Raw genomic sequence first — 19432 nt, 5'->3', positions numbered from 1 at the left:
TAATAAGATTCAGATTTCATTTCCCGATTGATTATGGAATAGCTGCATGAGGTTCAACATGCCTGACAGCAACAACTGGCGGTTTTCGTGGTCCAATGAATCGACCTGTAAAATAAATTCTTTCAGCAATGGCTCATTTTCAATCAGCGATCCATATTGCGCAATAAACCCTTTTTCGTATGTGGCTGTACTATCAAGCGTTCGATTGGAAAGAGGGCGCAATGACTTTAACGGCTTATCCATAATCATCGCAAGCAATACATCGTCCGGGATATTATACGTTTCCTTGATCCGTGGAATTAAATAAATTGGAAAGCCGCGTATGTCCGATTCGTATCTCGACATCGTTGCGCCATCCACTCCGAGATCCTCCGCCATCTGCTTCTGAGAGATGTGTAAATACTCATCCCGATATTCTTTCAACTGTGTTCCGAAACTCATTTTCATCACCCATTTTTTCTCGCCATCTTATAAGAAAAGGGTCCGTCATTTTGATTAATTGTCATTTAAGCAATTCGAATTGACGTAATGACAATTAATAAATTTATTCAAAAGGATATGAGAAGATAATGAATAAAAAGTAGAAAGTAGGCGAATGTGATAGAAAAAGTGCAATTGACCTTACACGTTCCACAATTACAGTCTCGCTCCAAAACGCCTGAACCGGTCATAGCAGGTGAACCATGCTTCTTTCATTCTCTTGAACAGTATTGCGAAAAGTCCATCCACGATCCAAGTGGAAGAGTTTCGTATTTGTATGGCATCGCACGTGACGAGATGATTTTCGAACAAGTCGTCATCTATTATGATGCTAATCAAATTATCTTTTCCTATGAGAAAACGAATGTTGATGCAAGCAAAGAATTGCTGGAACAATTGAAAAAAGAGAACATCGAATATCATCCTATGTCCAAAACTTTTCTCGTAGGGCCTGACGAATAACCCAATCAACGGCGTGATTCGCCACTATGACCGCTATCTGAAAAATTCTCTTGGTATATTAGAAGGTTTCCGACTCATATCATGCACAAAATCCTCTTTGTTGTGATATATTATTAATAATCGGAAAATTCAAACAAATGAAGAGGAGGGGGAAGATATGCTAGTTATACAGCGGATCAAGCCATTTTATACCAGGAAGGAAGAGTTCAACTTACGCCTTGTATTCGCTTATCAATATTTCTCTATTAAGCGAAATGATGAGGTGTTCCAATTCGTACCGGCAGAGGGGAAGGAAATCGTCGTCAACACGAAGAGTCTGCAGATAGAAAACTTAGGAGAGGTATTTGTCTTTCAACGAGGAAACCGGTTTATACGGCTCCCGCTTTATCAATTACTGCTAGTTTCCGATTTACATTTGCATTTGTCGACTATACTCGAAGGAGCGATGGGATTGGAAGGCCATCTACAGGAGGAGTACATGCGTGAAGCGGACGGTTTGGTTGAGAAGTTGGAACGGGATAATTGGGAACGAATGGTAGACTACGCACTCGAAACGAAAAACCAGCTCTTGTTTAAGGAGTTGATGGAAGGACTGCGAATGATTTGATCATCACTATGACGCGTTAAAAAACACCTCAGTCGAAAAGCACATGCGTGTGCGTCGAAGTTGAGGTGTTTTTATGTGGGATGCTTTGTTCGTTTGGTTGTCATAGTGTTAGGAAATGGAGCGCTAGTACGAATAGTCCTGATCCACCAAGGCCTAGTGCAAAGTCTTGCCATGTAAACTCAATTGTCTTGTCCAAGTTCATCGCTCATCACTCCTCTTGTAATTAGAGTCACAGGACCCTATTACTTCCTATTATATACTAATTCTTTAGATTGGAAACATTCAGATAACTAAATGAATCTAATGAACTAGGGGGTTAATTACAGGATAGGCTGGCAGAGGGTAGGGGTGGGGATTTCAAGTGCAAAGATGTGCTTCCAACGCTTCGCTTATGCTCGCAAAGGCCGTACTTCGCTACGGCCTTCGCTCTAGGCGGACGCTTTCCCATGGGCCCGCGGTGAGCCAACTAGTCACTGCGTTCCTTTAGTTGTCTCACCTGATCGGGCTGATCCATCGGGAGTCGCCACCTGCCGCTCCAATCCCTGCAATGTGAGTGGGGGAGACTTTTAGATGTCATTAAAGTTAGGGTTGTAATTATTTAGAAGTGCACTAGAACTAGAACTTAACTAAGTTCAAAAACAGTACTAGTTCACACACTATCGCAAGAAAACGATCTAACTCCACCCACCATAAAAGTAGGATTGCAGCGGAAGATGGGGGCGACTCTGAGAGGATCAGGGTGACAGGTGAAACACCCTGCGAGCGAAGCGAGGGGTGTGGTTCACCGCACCCCCTCCAGAAAGCGTCCCCCATCTGGAGCGGAAATCCCGTGTGCTACCCTATGTCACTCTCTACTTTTTCCAAGTCCAAAGTTAATAATAGTTGTCTAATAGCTGAAGTTAAGATAGCAACTAAACCTGGCACTAAAACGCTTTTAAACTAGAACTTAACTAAGTTCAAAGACAACACTAGTTCACACACTATCGCAAGAAGACGATCTACCTCCACCCACCATAAAAGTAGGATTGCAGCGGAAGATGGGGGCGACTCTGGGAGGATCAGGGTGACAGGTGAAACACCCAGCGAGCAGAGCGAGGGGTGTGGTTCACCGCCCGCCCTCCAGAAAGCGTCCCCCATCTGCAGCGGAAATCCCAACCACTACCCTCTGTCCCTCTCTATTTTCAGCCTCTTTCCCCCCAACCAACCTATCAATTTCCAAAACAAACACTACATTCATTGCAAATTCGTCATTTTTTGATAAAGTAAGAGAGATAGAAACTGATATAATCAGTCGAATAAGTTGGAGGCAAAGGAGAAGTACATATGTATTCTACTTACGGTTACTGGCGTTCACTCGTTTATCCTGACCGACTTGCCGTTGAAATAGGGCAAGGAACTGTCACTGGGTTCAAACGCCGTGTGTTTAGCGTATTCATTTTGGGCATCATCCTGTTCGTCCTCCGCGATATGTGGGGCATGAACACAGGCACGATGACGTATATCTTGGCGAACGGTTCGCTCGATGAATTCACGATCGGCCGCATCACCGCATTAGTGGGCGCCATACTTTGGGCCATGATCTATATGTCGTTCCATTTCTGGGGCGTCGCATGGATTTTGAGCATGCTTACGAAAATTCCGTTCAAGCCATTGCTGAAGTTGCAATTGGTGGTCACGGGATTATTGCTATTTGAAAAACTTATCAATTTCCTCGTTTTCGCGGTTGCTGGAAAAACGGCAGCGGTTTCGATTCTTTCATTCGGACCACTCGCGGTAACATTCTTGGAAAATTGGTACATCATTCTTTTTGTCAATCAACTAACGATTTTCTCCGCTTTAATTATCGCGATCCAGTATCGCTTTATTAGCTTCTCGAAAGTGGAAACGTCACTTGTCGGTGAAGAAGTGGTGGAGCATAAAGGGATCCGCAAGAACGCATTGTGGATGTTGATCGCATTGCAAATTATTTTTGCATTGATCACGGCCGCAGTCGGTTTTGTTCCAATCGAAAAATTATTGAACTTGTTAATGATTGGAGGACTATAAGATGAAAGCACAAAATATCATCGTGACGGTCCTCGTTACAGCGTTTCTGGCACTCAATATGTTATTGATGTTTGATGAGAAAAGTGTCATTCCGAAAGCACAATACGTCAGCGAGTACGAACGATTGGCTGCGGATGATTACAAAAAAGAGCTCGACAAAGAAGGATTTATTTCGCCGAAAGAGTTGCAAACGATCTACCTGAAAGACGACCAGACAATTGATTCGTGGCTCGTTCAAGAAGGCGAGACCGTGGACTTCGGAACAGAGCTTGCTTCATTGAAAATGGATCATATCGATTCGAAGCGCAATGAATTAGAGTCGGAACTATCCGCGTTGCAAAATCAGTCGTCTTCGATTTCGCAAACGATCAGTAATCTGGAGTATGACAAGTCCTCAGCGGGCGGTTCGAAAAACGACAGTGATTACTATGATACAAACGACGAGAAAAAAGTTCGTGTGAATTTGAACGTAGGCATTGAAGTCAAAGGCGACGGCACGTTTGCGCAAGCGATTGCGGAAGCGGAGCGTGACCTCGCAGAAGTGCAGAAGAAAATAGCACTAGTCGAAGCGAAACTCGCAGAAGTGCCGAATGAATCTGCATTGACAAGCCCTGTAAATGGCTATGTCGTCGCAATCAAACGCGATAGCGAGTCACCGTCCATCGACATTTACAGCACGGATCAGACGATTGTCACGTACGTTCTCGACAACGAATGGCCAAACGTAGAAACGGGTGCACCGGTAACAATCCAGCATGACTCGATCCATACACCGTTCACTCCGAAAATCGATCCGGCTCAGGAAATCGAAGAAACGGAAAACGCGGAAGATGGAATCGGTAGCGAAAAAGGCAAAGCAGTAGCGTCTCTATCTGCTGACGGAGTTCCACCGAGCACTGTACCGTACGACGATCCGAAAACGGAAATCGACGGAACAGATCCGGAACCACCGGCTGTTAAGTCAGATAGTAATTCTGGAACGAATCCGAACACGACAAGTCCAAGTCCTGATGAGAACTTCGACGGCACATCCGGTAATCCAGACGGGTCTACGGACACGCCCGACAGCAGCATCGATAGTTCAAATAATAACAATACAGGTACAGAAACAACACCGAATACGGAGACACCGCCAACAACAGGTACTCCGAGCACGGATGGTACAACAAATCCGGATGCAACTCCTGAAGGTACGCCGAATCCTGATGGCACAACAACGAATCCAGACGGCAGTACAACGAACCCGGATGGTACAATCACGAACCCTGACGGAACCATTTCCAATCCGGAAGTGAATGAATCACCTGAAGGAAAGCCAGCATTAACAAATAAAGAAAAGAAACTAGCCGAAATCCAAGAGCGCATCACACCGGATTACCCGAACGAGATCTCCACAATTAACGGAGTCGTCGTATCGGTATCCAAAGTGCCTGCGAAAGACGATCAGTGGCTACAAGCGTATAAAGCGCTAGGCAACACACAAAAAGAAAATCCATTAGCGTATTACGAAGTGGTCGTCGCGCCATACGACGAGCAAATGGATTTACCATTCGGCACGAACGTTAATACGTTCATTCAAACGAATGAAGCCAATCAAGCAGTTAGTATTAAAACGAACTGGTTGACAGATAAATACCAAAATGCAGCGAAGGCATGGACGCTAGATAGTAATGGACGAGCAGTTCAGAACGTAGTCGAAGCACCATTTACTTCTCTTGATCGCTCTGTTCTGACAATGGGCATCGAACCTGGAATGGTTGCACTGCATAGCGATGATTTGGATAGTAGTCTTGAAAATCAATCAGTCTTCCATCCACTTCCGCTTTATTTACCGGAATGGCAGCAGTGGAAAACGACTCCTTGGCAAAACTATGTACGTTATTTAATTAAACGATGAAAAAACTGCCCTTAGTTGGGCAGTTTTTTTGTTTTTTGTGGGGGAGTTGGGTGGGGGCGTCGGGCGTCGCGCGTCGCGCTCATAGAAGTGCGTTGAGTGCTCTATGCAGACTGTTATTCGCTCTATGCCGAGTTTTAAGTGCTCTATCCAGCCGCGTGAGCGCTCTATCTGGGTGGCTGAGTGATCTATTCGGCCGTTTGACCGCTCATAGCGTAACTGTTCGCTGGCGGGGTGAAGTGAAAGTGGGTCGCGCTCATAGAAGTGCGTTGAGTGCTCTATGTCGGCCTTTATTCGCTCTATGCAGTGGTTTAAGTGATCTATCCAGCCGCGTGAACGCTCTATCTGGGTGGCTGAGTGATCTATTCAGCCGTTTGACCGCTCATAGCGTAACTGTTCGCTGGCGGAGTGAAGTGAAAGTGGGTCGCGCTCATAGAAGTGCGTTGAGTGCTCTATGCAAGCCGTTATCTGCTCTATGTCGGGATTAAAGTGATCTATCTGGCCACGCGAGCGCTCTATTCAGGTGGCTGAGTGATCTATTCGGCCGTTTGACCGCTCATAGCATCACAGAAAACATACGACTAAAGTAATGTTTTTAACAAAAATTCTCCCAAACACCAAGAAATAGACAACGGAAACTCATTTTCCCTCGTCAAATCGCCCCAAAAACCCAATTTCCCTCCCAAAAAGCCACCCGAAATTCAATTTCATCCATAACCTTCCAACTCCATGCATCTCTTGCTACAATAAATACATAAACCAAAGGAGGTGAAACCACATAATCTACAAAGCACGTACCATCCCAAAGTTAATCATCGGTCAACAGGCTCTATTGAAACGCCTGCCGGTTGATCACGAGAAGTACGAGAAAATTCGCAACGATTTCTACAACGGTAAAGCAGGCTTTGGCGGCGAAAGGGAATTCGACTACCAGCTACGCGATTTTATCCCGCCGTATCCACATGCAATTCTCCACGACGTATTCCTGAAACACGAACATGCTTACTTCCAAATCGATTCTATCCTCATTACGCCGAGTGCTATCGTGTTGTTTGAAATCAAGAACATGGCCGGCAAGCTGCATATTAAACAAAATCCTACCCAGTTTATTCGTGAATCAGTTGGCGGTGAACGCACCGTTTTGCGAAGTCCGATTGAAGAAATGGAGCGCAAGAAACACTATCTCACTAGCTGGCTGCAAGCGCGTAACCTCGAAATTCCGCTCATTGACTACATCGTCTTCGCCTACCAAAATGAACTCACCATAGAAAACACATCATCCCACCGTCTGGTATTCTCCTATGAAATTCCGAATCGTCTTCGAAATATGGAAATGAAAGAGGAATTATTGACCGCGGACCAGATCAAGAGATTGGCAAATGAACTCATGAAAGCACATCGCCAGTACGATCCGTTCCCGCTGATTGAAAAGTATGGGCTTTCTATTAAAGACCTGGCAACCGGCGTCGCGTGCACAAATTGCCAGCAACTAACGATGTTGTGGCGGACCAGAAGTTGGCAATGTCGTGCGTGCGGCCATCGTGATCGCCATGCTCATCATGCGACGCTAGCGGAGTGGTACTGTATTAGCGGCGGCCAACTCACCAATAGGCAATTCCGCCATTTTGCAAATATCTCCTCAAGACACATAGCCAAGCGGATGCTTGCGAACTCCTATACAGAAATGTCTGGAATCAAGCGGCACGCCACATATCAGCTCTCCCCACAACTTCTTAAAATCCGTGAATTGTCTCTTTAAATACCTAAAAACCAGCGCGTATATTACCCAACCGCTGGTTTTTCATGATAATTGGATTATATGAATGCTCAATGAAACCGCCTAACCGATCATACTTATAGTGTGGCCGCTCTATCAGAGTCTGTGAGTGATCATAGAAGTTACGCGACCGCTCTATGGGGCGCGTAATCCGATCATAGAAGCCAAGTAACCACTCATAGCCGGAGATGGAGCGTAGGACGGGGCGTGGTAAGGTGACTTGCTCAATGTTCGTGTCTGAGTGCTCTATTAGCGTCTCTGGCCGCTCTATCGCACGGCCTAAGTGCTCATAGAACTACTACCACCGCTCATAGGCCATTACGCTACTAACACCATAAACCTATAAAGAATCATAAAACTCTAGCAAATTCTACAAAATTCCTACCAAAACACCAGTGAAATACCGTATACTTTTAACAAAAGGGGGACGTTTATATGAATCTATTAAGTAACAAAAAGTTATTCTTAAGTACTATAGCTATGACAGTTGCTGTATCTGCGACAGGAGTGGCTACGCCGACACCGGTGGAGGCGGCTAAACCCGTTAAATTCAAAGATGTGCCAGAGAAACATTATGCTTACGATGCCGTCACCTATATGGCTGCCAATGAAATTATCAAAGGGTATGCCGACAATACATATCGCCTGAACAAACCTGTCACGCGTGCCCAGGCGGCCAAAATGATCGCGGTTTCTATTGGGGCGAAGCCGAGCCATGCGTATAAGATTGACTTTAAGGATGTCACCGAAGACAACGGGTCATATGACCATATCCGTGCATTGACACAACGAGGACTATTTAAGAACGCGGAAAAGTTCAATCCGAATAAACCGTTGACTCGCGGACAAATGGCGAAGCTGCTAGTTCTTGGCTATCATATCGTCACTGACGACAATGACTTCATTATCTTTGATGATGTCAAAAAGAGCAGTGGCGCATATGAATATATTATTACGATTGCCGAGCTCAATATTACGACGACGCGACCGGGTGGGAAATTTAATCCGAATGAGCCGGTCACGCGTGGCCAAATGGCAGCATTCCTCTATAGAACGATGCAATTCGACGAAAACCGTAAAAATGGTCTGATTACGTATGACAATCAAAAGAAAGGCTATGTCGATCAGAACAAAAATCTGATCAAGCCGAATCCTGATAATCAAAAGCCAGCACCAGAGAAACCAAAACCAGTGCCACCAAAGCCTAAGCCGGAACCGCCTAAACCTGTTCCGCCAAAACCGACACCAGTACCACCAGCACCAAAACCAGAGCCGCCGAAGCCTAAACCAGAACCACCTAAGCCGGCACCTGAACAACCATCACTTGCGGCGCAGTCGATTATAGCGGTCAACATGAAACGGACGAATGCTGATGTTAAAGCGTTGTTGGCAGATCCTGCGCTCAACCGAATAGCTAGCGCAAGGGCAGAGGATTTGGTGAAGCTTGGGGAATTGTCACATATTACGCCGACATATGGTACGGCAGAAGAGATGCTTAAGAAGTTTGATTATAATTGGTTGGCGTTTGGAGAAAACCTTGGCGAGGGGTATACTGATGCGCTTGTAATCACCAATGACTGGTACAACTCCCCGTCGCATAAAGAAAACTTAATGAGCCCGATATTTACGCATATTGGCGCAGGCACGGCTCAAGATAAAAGTGGTAAAATCTATTGGGTCACACTATATTCGAAAAAATAATATAGTTAGCCGCTTAACTGCCGGGGTTTGGGGTATAGTGAAAAGATACATACTTTTACCAAGCCTGACCGAATAAAGGAGGAAGCGCAATGAAACAAACTCTATTTGCACTAGTAGCTGTTTTTGCTTGGCTCTATGTAACACCAGCTACAGAAGCCGCGACTCTCGACGAAGTAAAGGAAATTGTCGAATTGTACTATTACGGCGAACAGCCAACTAATCTTCATAAAGCAAGAAACGTCACAGAAGTCGTTCGACAGCTTGACGAATACTCGGTCTATATGACGCCTGCTGAATATACTGATTATCTCAATCAATACGCAAGCGCCAAAGCACCTGCGCAAGTCGCGGCTGTGGCGGCACCGTACAATCTAGATAACGTCCAGTCGCATATGATGTATGGCAACGTCGGTTATCTAAAGATCAAAACGTTCTCTGCGCATCTGCTCGACGACGTCAACAACCACTGGAGTCAATTAAAAAGCCAAGGCGCTGAGAAACTCGTTCTGGATTTGCGCTTTAACGGTGGCGGTTATGTCGAAAGTGCAGAACAATTACTCGGCTTCTTCCCGAAAGTGAAAGAAGCATACCAATTGCAAACGCGCGAGGGCACACAGGTAGGGAAAGTTATTCCTGCAAAGAATAAATTCCCTGCAGACACATACGTACTCGTTAACCGCTACTCGGCATCAGCATCTGAAATCGTTGCAGTTAGCCTGAAAGATCAAAGCGCTGCGAACGTAGTAGGGGAGACGACAAAAGGCAAAGGTAGCGTCCAATCGTTATTTGAATTAGAAAACGGTGGAGCACTGAAGTTAACAACAGGTCACTACACAGGACCTAAAGGAACACCTGTACAACATAAAGGTGTGAATCCGAACATCAGCATGAAGCCAGGAACAGAACAATCAGGCATGCATAAACGCCTCGTCACTTCTGATCTGATTTCGCAAGGCTACAAGTTCGTCAAAGGGCCAACTGGTGTACCGCAGTCGAAGGTGTTTAATGTAGAGTTTACACAGAAGATGAACTTCGGTCCGGCGAAAGATTTCAACAAGATGGAACTTGTGAAGTTCGGAAGCGTCTCTATACAAACGACTAAAAAAGCTAGCAATGATAAAACGATGACGATCCAGCCGGCGAAACCAATGGCGCTTGGAGCGGAGTATATGCTCATCGTCCACCCGGGTATCAAAGGGGTTAACGGGTTGAATGTTGTGAATGGAACGTATACGCCTTATACCGTTCAGGTGCGAGCTAAATAAATTGGTGATGAGGAAGAGAAGTTGGTATACTGGATAGATGGAGTGAGGGGGAAGGCAACGTGGATCGACGCTGCAGGCGGACGCTTTCCCATGGGCTCGGCTTGAGCCGCTTCCTACGCTTCGCTCCGTCCAGGGTCTCAAGGCTTTCGCTGATCCATCGGGAGTCCCCGCCTTCCGCTTACGATCCACTGGGTATTCTTTTGGATTTTGAGCGGAAGTGCCAAAGCTAAAAGTACTCATTATTACTAAATGTATCTATTAAGGCAAAGGATGAAGAGATTCATCCTTTCTCTTTGAATTCAAATGTGTTGGGTCTTGTGTTCTTGAACTTAAATTTCCAACACAAAGAGAATGTGGTTACTTACTTGTTACCACACTATAGGTAAGACCGGAACGAAAGGCGGCGACTCCCGCGGGATAAGCATGAGTCTTGAGACCCCTGGACAGATGCCTTAATTTCTGTAAAGTACACAGAAATACGGCAAAGCAAACACTTCGCTGTTCGCTTGGCTCAAGCCATGCCCGCAGGAAAGCGTCCGCCTGTAGTGCAGGTCTCAACCCTTCTCCAAAGTATCTAACCACAACCTAAATTAAGAAAGCGAAGGTATCATACACTATGGAAAAGAAATTATGCGTAGTAGGCCTAGGCTATATCGGCCTTCCAACTGCCGTTATGTTCGCGAACAGCGGCTTGCAAGTACACGGCGTCGACCGTAACGAACGCGTCGTCAACCTGATCAACAACAAACAACTACATATAGAAGAAAACGGCCTGCAAGAGCGTCTGGAACAAGCCGTAGACGCAGGACACTTCAAAGCATCTACTACACCAATAGAAGCAGATGTCTACATCATCGCGGTGCCGTCACCAATCAATCCCGATAACACGGCGAACTTGGAATTCATCCGTGCGGCAACTGCATCGATTGTACCTTTCGTCAAAAAAGGCGCATTAGTTATCTTGGAATCAACAGTCCCACCAAAGACTGTCGAAAACATTATGCTGCCTGAATTACGTAAAACAGATCTCATCATCGGAGAAGAACTATTCGTCTCCCACTCACCTGAGCGCGTAATACCAGGTAAGATCTTCGAAGAACTAGTAAACAACGACCGCATCGTCGGTGGCATCAATGCGAAATCAGCAGAAATGACAAAAGATCTTTACGAAGCATTCGTCAAAGGGACCATCCACCTGACAGACGCAACGACAGCTGAACTTGTGAAAGTAATGGAAAACACATACCGCGACGTCAATATCGCATTTGCGAATGAACTTGCTAAAATCGCAGAAGGTATCGACGTAGATATTTGGGAAGCGATTAAGTTCGCGAACTTCCACCCACGTGTCAATATCCATACACCAGGTCCAGGGGTTGGCGGTCACTGTATAGCAGTCGATCCATGGTTCTTAGTCGAACTGGCACCGGAAAAAGCGGATATTATCAAAAAAGCACGTAATACAAACGACGGCATGCCGATGTACACAGCACAGCGAGCACAGCGTTTACTAAAAGAATACAATGTCGAAAGCGGTAAAGTGGCGGTTCTAGGCTTAGCGTTCAAAGGCAACGTCGACGACATGCGCGAAAGTCCGTCAACGAAAGTAATCGATTCACTGCAAGAGCTAGGCTTAGATGTCGTATCATTCGATCCGCACATCAAAGAATTACAGCATTCGACGCAAGTTGCGACGCTTGAAGAAGCGATCGGTTCGGCTGATCTCCTTCTATTAACTACAGACCATGACCAATTCAAGCAACTCGATCCAGCTATTTTGCAGACAAAACAACCAAGACCGATTATGTTGGATACGAAAAATGCACTCGATGCAGATAAATGGGAAAAAGCAGAATATCGCTTCTTCAAACTCGGAGATGGCAAAAAAGAGGGGCAGCTATACAAATGAAAGAAGAAATACTAGGCGTCTCGGTCAATACGGAAAATTACGACGAACTGATTCCGAAAGTCTTCGAGAATATCGATGAAGGAAAGAAATCACTTATAGTCGCAATCAATCCTGAAAAGCTAATGAAAGCAAAAGAAGACCCTGAGCTTAAAGCATTGCTTAACCGAGCGGAATTCCAAATTCCTGATGGTATTGGTGTAATACTTGCTTCTAAGTTAAAAAAAGGTCAGATTCGTTCACGTGTTACAGGAATCGACATGATGGACCGGGTCGTACAAGAAGCCGCCGTCAGAGGAAAACGCATTTTCCTCTACGGTGCAAAACCTGGAGTGGCGGAAGAAGCTGCAGCTAGATTACAAGTAATGCATCCGAATATCAAAATCGCTGGTGTTCAACACGGTTATGAAAAAGATGTACAAGTTGTACTCGATACAATCAACCAAGCGCAGCCTGATATCCTATTCGTCGCGATGGGCTCACCTAAACAAGAGCAATGGATCGAAGAACATCGCAACCAGTTGCATCCAATCTTGTTCCAAGGAGTTGGCGGATCGTTCGACGTATTGGCAGGCAACATCAAAAGAGCACCCGCCGCGTTCCAAAAAGCTGGAGCAGAGTGGTTGTATAGACTATTACTAGAACCTAGCAGAATCAAAAGACAAATGAATCTACCGAAATTTCTAGTAGAAGTTTATCGGAAGAAGTAATTATGAAGTGGGTTGGGGATTAGCGTTCCCCAACTTGAGCTTCAATTCCAAACCACTACCTAACTCCTACATTCTACTTCTCTACTATTCCTAAGCGAAATCTACTGACATCTTCTAAAACAACCAACTAACAAAAGTAAATCAAGAAATTTTATACTATTAAGTTACTATCTTGTAATCTAGTTAACTTAATGATAGAATACGAAGTTGTAAGGATAATTTTCTCTTTAGCATATAGCACAATACGTGCAAAGCGTTACGGTTGGTTGACCGCAAACAAAAAGGCTTGAACAGTTCCCATCTGTTCAAGCCTTTTTGTTTGGCAAAAATATCTTGCATGCCCAAGATACTCTATTTTTGAAATGCTATGGAAATAACTTGTATTTTATAAAACTTTCGATACAATAGTAGATGGGACAAAAATAAATTGTCGCACCGTGCTATTAGACTAGTATATATTCCAAGATTCAATTGACTTTTAGCACATTCTTATCTATACTTTAATGTGTAATGCCTACTACTTTCATACATAGGTAGTAACTGGCAAAAACAAGAGATATTACGAGGAGGAAATTATTTAATGGCTAACCAACCAACGAAATACCGCAAGTTTGTAGTAGGGGCTGCTTCAGCTGCACTAGTAGCATCAGCAGTAGCACCAGTAGCATTCGCGGCAGAATTCACAGATGTAAAAGACAACAACTCACACAAAGCAGCGATCGACGCTCTTTCTGATGCAAAGGTAATCTCAGGATACCCAGACGGCACATTCCAACCTAACAAAACACTTACACGTTCTGACGTTGTAAAGTTGATGGGTAAATGGTTGATCGCAGAAGGGTATGACGTACCTACTGATTACAAAACAAAGCCACGCTTTGCTGACTTGAAGACTACATCTAACGATGAGCTTCTAAAAATGTCTGCACTAGTATTCGACAACGGTGTATTCGTCGGTACTCCAGATGGTAAATTAGACCCGAACGGTGACATCACTCGTGAAAACATGGCAATCGTTCTTGTACGTGCATTCGACCGCGTACATGATATCGATCTTGCTTCTTACGTGAAAGACCAAGATTTCAAGAAAGACGTTACAGACCTAGGCAAAGCGAAAGCTGAAGCTCGTCCTGCAATCGACGTTCTAGACTTCTTCGACATCACAAACCCAGCTGCACCAGAATTCAACCCTAAAAACACAACAACTCGTGGACAGTTCGCTTCATTCCTTTACAAGACTACTCTAGTAGACTTTGATAAAGTCGGTGGCGGAGTTGTAGTACCTGGAGTTGCAACTGTTAAAGGCATTAATGCTACTACAGTTGAAGTAACATTCAAAGATGAAGTGAAAAACATCGACTCTTTGAAATTCTCTATCGATGGTTTGACTGTTTCTAACGCAGCAGTTAAGCAAACTGATAACAAAACTGTTGTATTGACAACTGCTACTCAAAAGGGTGGAGAAAAGTACACAGTTCAGTTGGATGGCAAAGCAATTGGTTCATTCACTGGTATCGAAGCTACAGTTCCAACTTCTATCAAAATCACTAACCAATCAGTACAAGGTAAAACTGGACAACAGGTTATCCTTTCTGCTGACACTGGCGTGAAAAAAGCTGGAATCCCTGTTACTTTCAACGTGAAAGCTAACACAACTGGCACTACTAACAAAGACCAAGTCTTCGAAGTAATGACTAACGAAAACGGAATTGCAACATTCTCTTACACTCAATACTCTGCGGGCCAAGATCAAGTAACAGCTTACCCAACAGGTGCTCCAACAGTACGCAGCATCGGTTATGTATTCTGGGGCGTTGACACAATCCTTGCAGTTGAAGACGTAACTGCTGGATCTACAATCAGCAATGGCGCTAACAAAACTTACAAAGTAGTTTCTAAAGATGCTACAACTGGTAAGCCAGTAGCTAACCAAACATTGAATGTATCTTTCAAAGAGAATATTGAAGTAACACCTGATCAATTGAAAGACGCTACAGTTAACGGAGTAGATGTTGCTCAATTATCAAACGGTACAGTTACAAGAGCTGCACAAATCACTACTGATTCAAAAGGTGAAGCTACATTCACAGTTTCTGGTAAAAATACATCAGTAACTCCTGTAGTATTTGCTGCTTACAATACTGCAACTACTAAAGACTACACTTACGATGCATCTGATCTTCAAGCTACTGCTTCAAAAGTAACATTCTCAGCTAACCAAGCAGAATATACTCTTGAACTAGTTCGTGAAAACGGCGAAGTTGCAGCAACTGGTGCAGCTAACGGCCGCAAATACACGTTGACTGTTAAAAACAAAGACGGCAACATTGCAGTTAACGAAATCGTTAACGTTGCATTCAATGAAGACCTTGACCGTGTGATCTCTACTACTACTGAAGCTAAATTCGTAGAAGTAAACAGCGATGGCACTCAACAGTACTTCACTGGAAGCAAAGCTAAGCAAGTATCTGTTAAAACAGACAGCAAAGGTCAAGCAACATTCGTTATCGGTTCTGATAAGGTGAATGACTATGCAACACCACTTGCTTGGATCGATGTAAACACTCCAAACGCAGTAGAAGGTAACTTCGATCAAGGCGAGCCAAACGTAGTTGGACAAATTTCTTACTTCCAAGCAGCTTACCTAGATGGCGCTGCACTAAAAGTTTACAACGCTGCTGGTAAAGAAACAAAAACATTCAAAGGTAGCGAGACTGCAACGTTTAAAGCAGAGCTAGTTAACCAATCAAATAAAGAAGTTGCAAACACTTCTATCAAAAAAGCATCTTACACTGTATTCAATACAGGCGCTAACGATGTAATTGTTGAAGGCCAAATCGTTTCTCCTAACCGTAGCTATACTGTTACTAAGGAAAAAACATTGGTTGGAAACGCTTGGACTGGTAACACAGACCTTAAAGTAACACCAACTATGGATAAAAACACTTCAGTACGCGTAGTTGCTACTGGAACTGCTATCGATACAGATGGTAAAGACTATGCATTCACTGCGAAAGAAGCTACTGCTTCATTCACGGCTACAAGTGCAGTTTCTGATCTATACACTGGTGAAGTAGTATCTTTCAACTCTGATAAGAAAGAACTTACTTTCAGCGGAAAAGATGCAGTTAAATATGCTGGTGAAAAAGATGTAACTTACGAATATAAAGGTCTTGGTAACACACCAATCGCAACTGCTGATGACTTCATCAAAGAGTTGAAAAAAGGTAAAGTTACTATCACTCGTGAAGTAAAAGGAAGCACAACTTCTTTCTATATCATCGAACAAGATACTACTAAAACTGGTCCAGCTGATACAGCTACAACATCTGCTGCTGACAAAGCTGCTGCTGATGCTGTAACTACTAAAGTTGTTGCACTTCCAGCTGTTGCAGATCTGAAAATCGCTGACAAAGCTAACGTAGAAGCTGCACGTGCTGCATACGCTGCGTTGACTATAGCTCAAAAAGGTCTAGTAACTCCTGCTACAGTAAACGCTCTAGAAGCTGCTGAAGCACAGATTGCAAAACTTGAAGCTGCACTTCCACAAGGGTTCAAATTCACTAAGACTGAATTAACTGGTAACTCAATCGCTACTGGTCTTGGTCTAGGAACATTCAACATTGAAGGAACAGTTGCAACTGAAGATATTGGTAAAGTATCTAAAGTAGTACTAAACTTCACTGATGGTAAAGACAATCCTGCTACACCAAATGTTGACGAGTCGAAAATCTCTGAAACTGTTGATGTAGATGCTACTGGTAAATTTGCTTACAACGATCTTCTTGAAGTCGGCGTATACAAAAAAGTTTCTGCTACTTACACTGTTGATGCAGTAGAACGCACAATTGCTCCTACGACAATCACTCGCGTAAATAACTAATAAGTAACTAAAATTTATAATACGGACTACAAACCTATTGTCTTACAATAGGTTTGTAGTTTAAAGATTAGTAATACAAAATTTGGAGGTATATTAATGAAAAAAGCAACTAAAGTTTCTCTAGTCGCAGCATTGGCAGTATCTGCTCTAACACCAGCAATGGCAATCGGTGCAGAAACAAACCATGCAGCTCCAGGATTTTATAACGTGGACACTGGTACTGTAGTATCAGCTGATGCTTTCGTTTTGCTATCTAACACTGAGAAGGTAAATTTACTTAAAAACTCTAATGTTTATTATGCAGATGGACAAGGTAAAGTAGTTCAAGCAACAAAAATTATTGACTCTAAAACTGATGCTGCACTAGTTGCTGCACTATTCCCTGAAACTGAACTTGAAGCTGATAAGAATGTTAGTTTAACTCCGGAAGGTACTGTTGTGCCTGGACAAACTGCGGAATTGAAAGTTGAATCAGTAAAGGCGATTAACGCTAAGACTGTTGAGGTTAAGTTCACACAACCAGTTAAAGAAGCAACTGTTATTACATCTAAGAAGTTAAATGATACTAATGTTAAATTAAAATCATTAGAAACTCCAGCACAAGGATTCACAGGTGCTAATGCAGCAGCTGAATTAAGTGAAGATGGAAAAACTTTAACAATTACTGCAGATGCTTCAGAAATTTTCGAAGGACGTTACCAAGTTCTAGTAGAAAATGTTGAAACAACTAAATCAGAAAAACTACCAAAGTTTGATGAAATTGTTAATCTTGGTAAAGATACAACTGCACCATCATTAGCTTCAGTAGAGAAAGTTAATGCCTCAACTACTAAAGTAACATATTCTGAAGCAATTAAAAACCTCGGTACTGGAACTACTCCAGGTGCTGGTTTGAGTTACTCATTCAAATTAGCAGATGGCACAGTTGTACCTTCTGCTGACGTAACTGTTACAGTAGTAGATGATAAGACGGTTAATGTTGTAGCTTCAGCTACTAAATATGCAGGTAAAACTATTACGGCAACAGTATTAGGTGCAATGGACTATTCGAATAACCTAATTAATCCAAATCCTTCTACATTCAACTTCCAGATTGGTGCTAAAGATGGTGTTGCACCGACAGTAACTTCAACAAAAGCTATTAGCCCAACTCAAATTGAAGTTAACTTCTCTGAAGAAGTACAAGGATTCAATACAGCAAATGCAGCTGACTTCACTTTATCAGGTGCATCTGGGACAATTGCTGCAGTAACAGCTACTAAAATTGAGCAAGACAATACAGATAAAAAGAAATATATCGTTACACTAAGTGGTTCTGCACTTGAATCAGGTGTAACATCTGCAGCAGCAGACGTTAAAATCGTTAAAACAAATATTACTGACCTTTCTGGTGAGGAATTGGCTGCTGACTACGCTTCTATTGTGACGATTAAAAAAGATACAGTTGCACCTAAGCATGTAGCAACTAAAGTCGTCCAAGAAGGTACAGACCAATGGTTAGTAGTAGAATTCGATGAAAAATTAGATGCAACTGCTACATCTGCAGTGGTTCCTGTTGCATTATCTGCAACATCTTTCAAAGACTTTGTTACTGTATCTGGCAAGTCAGTTACATTTGGTTCATCATTAGCTTTAACTACTGATGAAAAGGGTGTAAAAGTTAAGTTGGCAGATATTCAATTCGACTCTGGTGCATTGTTAGACGGAACTAAATATACATTTGATGTGAATGCAAAAGATGCAGCAGGTAATGTTTCTGATGCAATTAAAGTTGAGTTCACAAGCAATGACAAAGCTGATTCTACAAAACCAAAAGTAGATACAACTTCTGCTTTGACTGGTAAAGAAACAGTAGCTGTTACTTTTGACCGTGAGCTTGATGGTGCGTCAGCAATTAATGTTGCGAACTATAATATCGCTGGTGTAACAATTGAAAAAGCTGTTTTATCTCCACTTTCAGGAGGTAAGCAAATTGTGACATTAACACTTGGTAAGAACGAGCAATCTGGAGCACGTGCAATTACTGTTTCAGGCGTTAAATCAAAATCAGGTGTGGCAATGGATACGTTTAATAGTTCTGTAACTTTGACAGAAAACGTTAAACCAACAGTTACTGCTGCAAAAGTTACTACAACTAAGACAATTGAACTAACATTCTCTGAAAACGTTGTATTGACAGGTGTAGCTAACTTTGATGTATTCATTGGAGATTCAACTACAGCGGAAACAGGTGTTTCTTCAGTTGCTGAAACAACAACTACTAACAAGACTGTTATTACTCTAACTACTGCATTGACAGATGCAGACCTTGCTAAAACTATTACAGTTAAACCTGCATCTGGTGCAGATGTTAAAGATGCATCTGGTAACGTTTTAGATTTCAAGTCAATCGTTGTTACTAAGTAATTTTGACTATAGAAACATTTTCATTATACAATTCAGTCAAACTGAACTGTGGATGAATAAGAAAGCCATCTAATCGAGTAATCGTTTAGATGGCTTTTCTTTTACTTGTACAACCGAGTGGATATATTTCATTCCAAAAGTGAGTAAATCCTGTTTTGACTTGGTACAAACAGAAAAAGATCCTCTTAATTGAGGATCTTTTCTTTAATTTATTATTAACATCCGGTGACAGTCACTCACACGAATCAGACACTACTCTGACAACTGAGTAACACACCAAAGAATACAGCCCTTC

At 43.1% G+C, this 19432-nt stretch carries 12 protein-coding genes; 11 read left to right on the top strand and 1 reads right to left on the bottom strand.

Features of this window, described 5'->3' with window-relative positions; genetic code table 11:
• Positions 1 to 9 precede the first annotated feature (9 nt).
• Complete coding sequence (locus CSV69_RS10295) at positions 10 to 441, bottom strand: helix-turn-helix domain-containing protein (protein ID WP_085428176.1); 432 nt, start codon at positions 439 to 441, stop codon at positions 10 to 12.
• A 156-nt stretch (positions 442 to 597) separates the two neighbouring features.
• Here CSV69_RS10295 and CSV69_RS10290 point away from each other — a divergent pair, with 156 nt between their 5' ends.
• The 11 genes from CSV69_RS10290 (at position 598) to CSV69_RS10240 (ending at position 19137) form a co-directional block, all read left to right on the top strand.
• Entirely contained in the window at positions 598 to 942 is a 345-nt protein-coding gene (locus CSV69_RS10290; RefSeq protein WP_099693365.1) for a hypothetical protein, read from the top strand.
• Positions 943 to 1099: 157 nt separating this feature from the next.
• A complete protein-coding gene (locus tag CSV69_RS10285; RefSeq protein ID WP_085428178.1) occupies positions 1100 to 1549 on the top strand; it encodes a transcriptional regulator in 450 nt (149 codons plus the stop codon).
• A gap of 1323 nt (positions 1550 to 2872) precedes the next feature.
• A complete protein-coding gene (locus tag CSV69_RS10280; RefSeq protein ID WP_099693364.1) occupies positions 2873 to 3595 on the top strand; it encodes a hypothetical protein in 723 nt (240 codons plus the stop codon).
• Position 3596: 1 nt separating this feature from the next.
• Positions 3597 to 5492 (top strand): HlyD family secretion protein, encoded by a 1896-nt coding sequence (locus CSV69_RS17035; protein ID WP_099693363.1) that lies wholly within the window; start codon positions 3597 to 3599, stop codon positions 5490 to 5492.
• A gap of 829 nt (positions 5493 to 6321) precedes the next feature.
• A complete protein-coding gene (locus tag CSV69_RS10270) occupies positions 6322 to 7248 on the top strand; it encodes a nuclease-related domain-containing protein (protein WP_158232651.1) in 927 nt (308 codons plus the stop codon).
• Between the two features lie 453 nt (positions 7249 to 7701).
• Positions 7702 to 8967: a CAP and S-layer homology domain-containing protein gene (locus tag CSV69_RS10265; RefSeq protein WP_099693361.1), complete on the top strand. Its 1266-nt coding sequence runs from the start codon at positions 7702 to 7704 to the stop codon at positions 8965 to 8967.
• A gap of 89 nt (positions 8968 to 9056) precedes the next feature.
• A complete protein-coding gene (locus CSV69_RS10260; RefSeq protein WP_085428183.1) occupies positions 9057 to 10232 on the top strand; it encodes a S41 family peptidase in 1176 nt (391 codons plus the stop codon).
• Positions 10233 to 10848: 616 nt separating this feature from the next.
• Positions 10849 to 12141 (top strand): nucleotide sugar dehydrogenase, encoded by a 1293-nt coding sequence (locus CSV69_RS10255; RefSeq protein WP_099693360.1) that lies wholly within the window; start codon positions 10849 to 10851, stop codon positions 12139 to 12141.
• Positions 12138 to 12848 carry a WecB/TagA/CpsF family glycosyltransferase gene (locus tag CSV69_RS10250; protein WP_099693359.1) on the top strand — a complete coding sequence of 237 codons (711 nt, stop codon included), beginning with the start codon at positions 12138 to 12140 and terminating at the stop codon, positions 12846 to 12848. The genes CSV69_RS10255 and CSV69_RS10250 overlap by 4 nt, the downstream gene beginning before the upstream one ends.
• A gap of 580 nt (positions 12849 to 13428) precedes the next feature.
• Positions 13429 to 16731 (top strand): S-layer homology domain-containing protein, encoded by a 3303-nt coding sequence (locus CSV69_RS10245; RefSeq protein ID WP_099693358.1) that lies wholly within the window; start codon positions 13429 to 13431, stop codon positions 16729 to 16731.
• Positions 16732 to 16827: 96 nt separating this feature from the next.
• Complete coding sequence (locus CSV69_RS10240) at positions 16828 to 19137, top strand: hypothetical protein (RefSeq protein ID WP_099693357.1); 2310 nt, start codon at positions 16828 to 16830, stop codon at positions 19135 to 19137.
• Positions 19138 to 19432: the final 295 nt, after the last annotated feature.

The organism is Sporosarcina sp. P26b (assembly GCF_002743245.1).
GTDB lineage: Bacteria > Bacillota > Bacilli > Bacillales_A > Planococcaceae > Sporosarcina > Sporosarcina ureae_C.
This window is presented reverse-complemented; position numbering and strand designations above follow the sequence as displayed.

What these genes read in the sequence shown, in the direction of transcription:
- CSV69_RS10280 (WP_099693364.1), top strand. Translation starts at nt 2,873, where the DNA reads ATGTATTCTACTTACGGTTACTGGCGTTCACTCGTTTATCCTGACCGA.
- CSV69_RS10240 (WP_099693357.1), top strand. Translation starts at nt 16,828, where the DNA reads ATGAAAAAAGCAACTAAAGTTTCTCTAGTCGCAGCATTGGCAGTATCT.
- CSV69_RS10255 (WP_099693360.1), top strand. Translation starts at nt 10,849, where the DNA reads ATGGAAAAGAAATTATGCGTAGTAGGCCTAGGCTATATCGGCCTTCCA.
- CSV69_RS10260 (WP_085428183.1), top strand. Translation starts at nt 9,057, where the DNA reads ATGAAACAAACTCTATTTGCACTAGTAGCTGTTTTTGCTTGGCTCTAT.
- CSV69_RS10295 (WP_085428176.1), bottom strand. Translation starts at nt 441, where the DNA reads ATGAGTTTCGGAACACAGTTGAAAGAATATCGGGATGAGTATTTACAC.
- CSV69_RS10250 (WP_099693359.1), top strand. Translation starts at nt 12,138, where the DNA reads ATGAAAGAAGAAATACTAGGCGTCTCGGTCAATACGGAAAATTACGAC.
- CSV69_RS10245 (WP_099693358.1), top strand. Translation starts at nt 13,429, where the DNA reads ATGGCTAACCAACCAACGAAATACCGCAAGTTTGTAGTAGGGGCTGCT.
- CSV69_RS17035 (WP_099693363.1), top strand. Translation starts at nt 3,597, where the DNA reads ATGAAAGCACAAAATATCATCGTGACGGTCCTCGTTACAGCGTTTCTG.
- CSV69_RS10285 (WP_085428178.1), top strand. Translation starts at nt 1,100, where the DNA reads ATGCTAGTTATACAGCGGATCAAGCCATTTTATACCAGGAAGGAAGAG.
- CSV69_RS10265 (WP_099693361.1), top strand. Translation starts at nt 7,702, where the DNA reads ATGAATCTATTAAGTAACAAAAAGTTATTCTTAAGTACTATAGCTATG.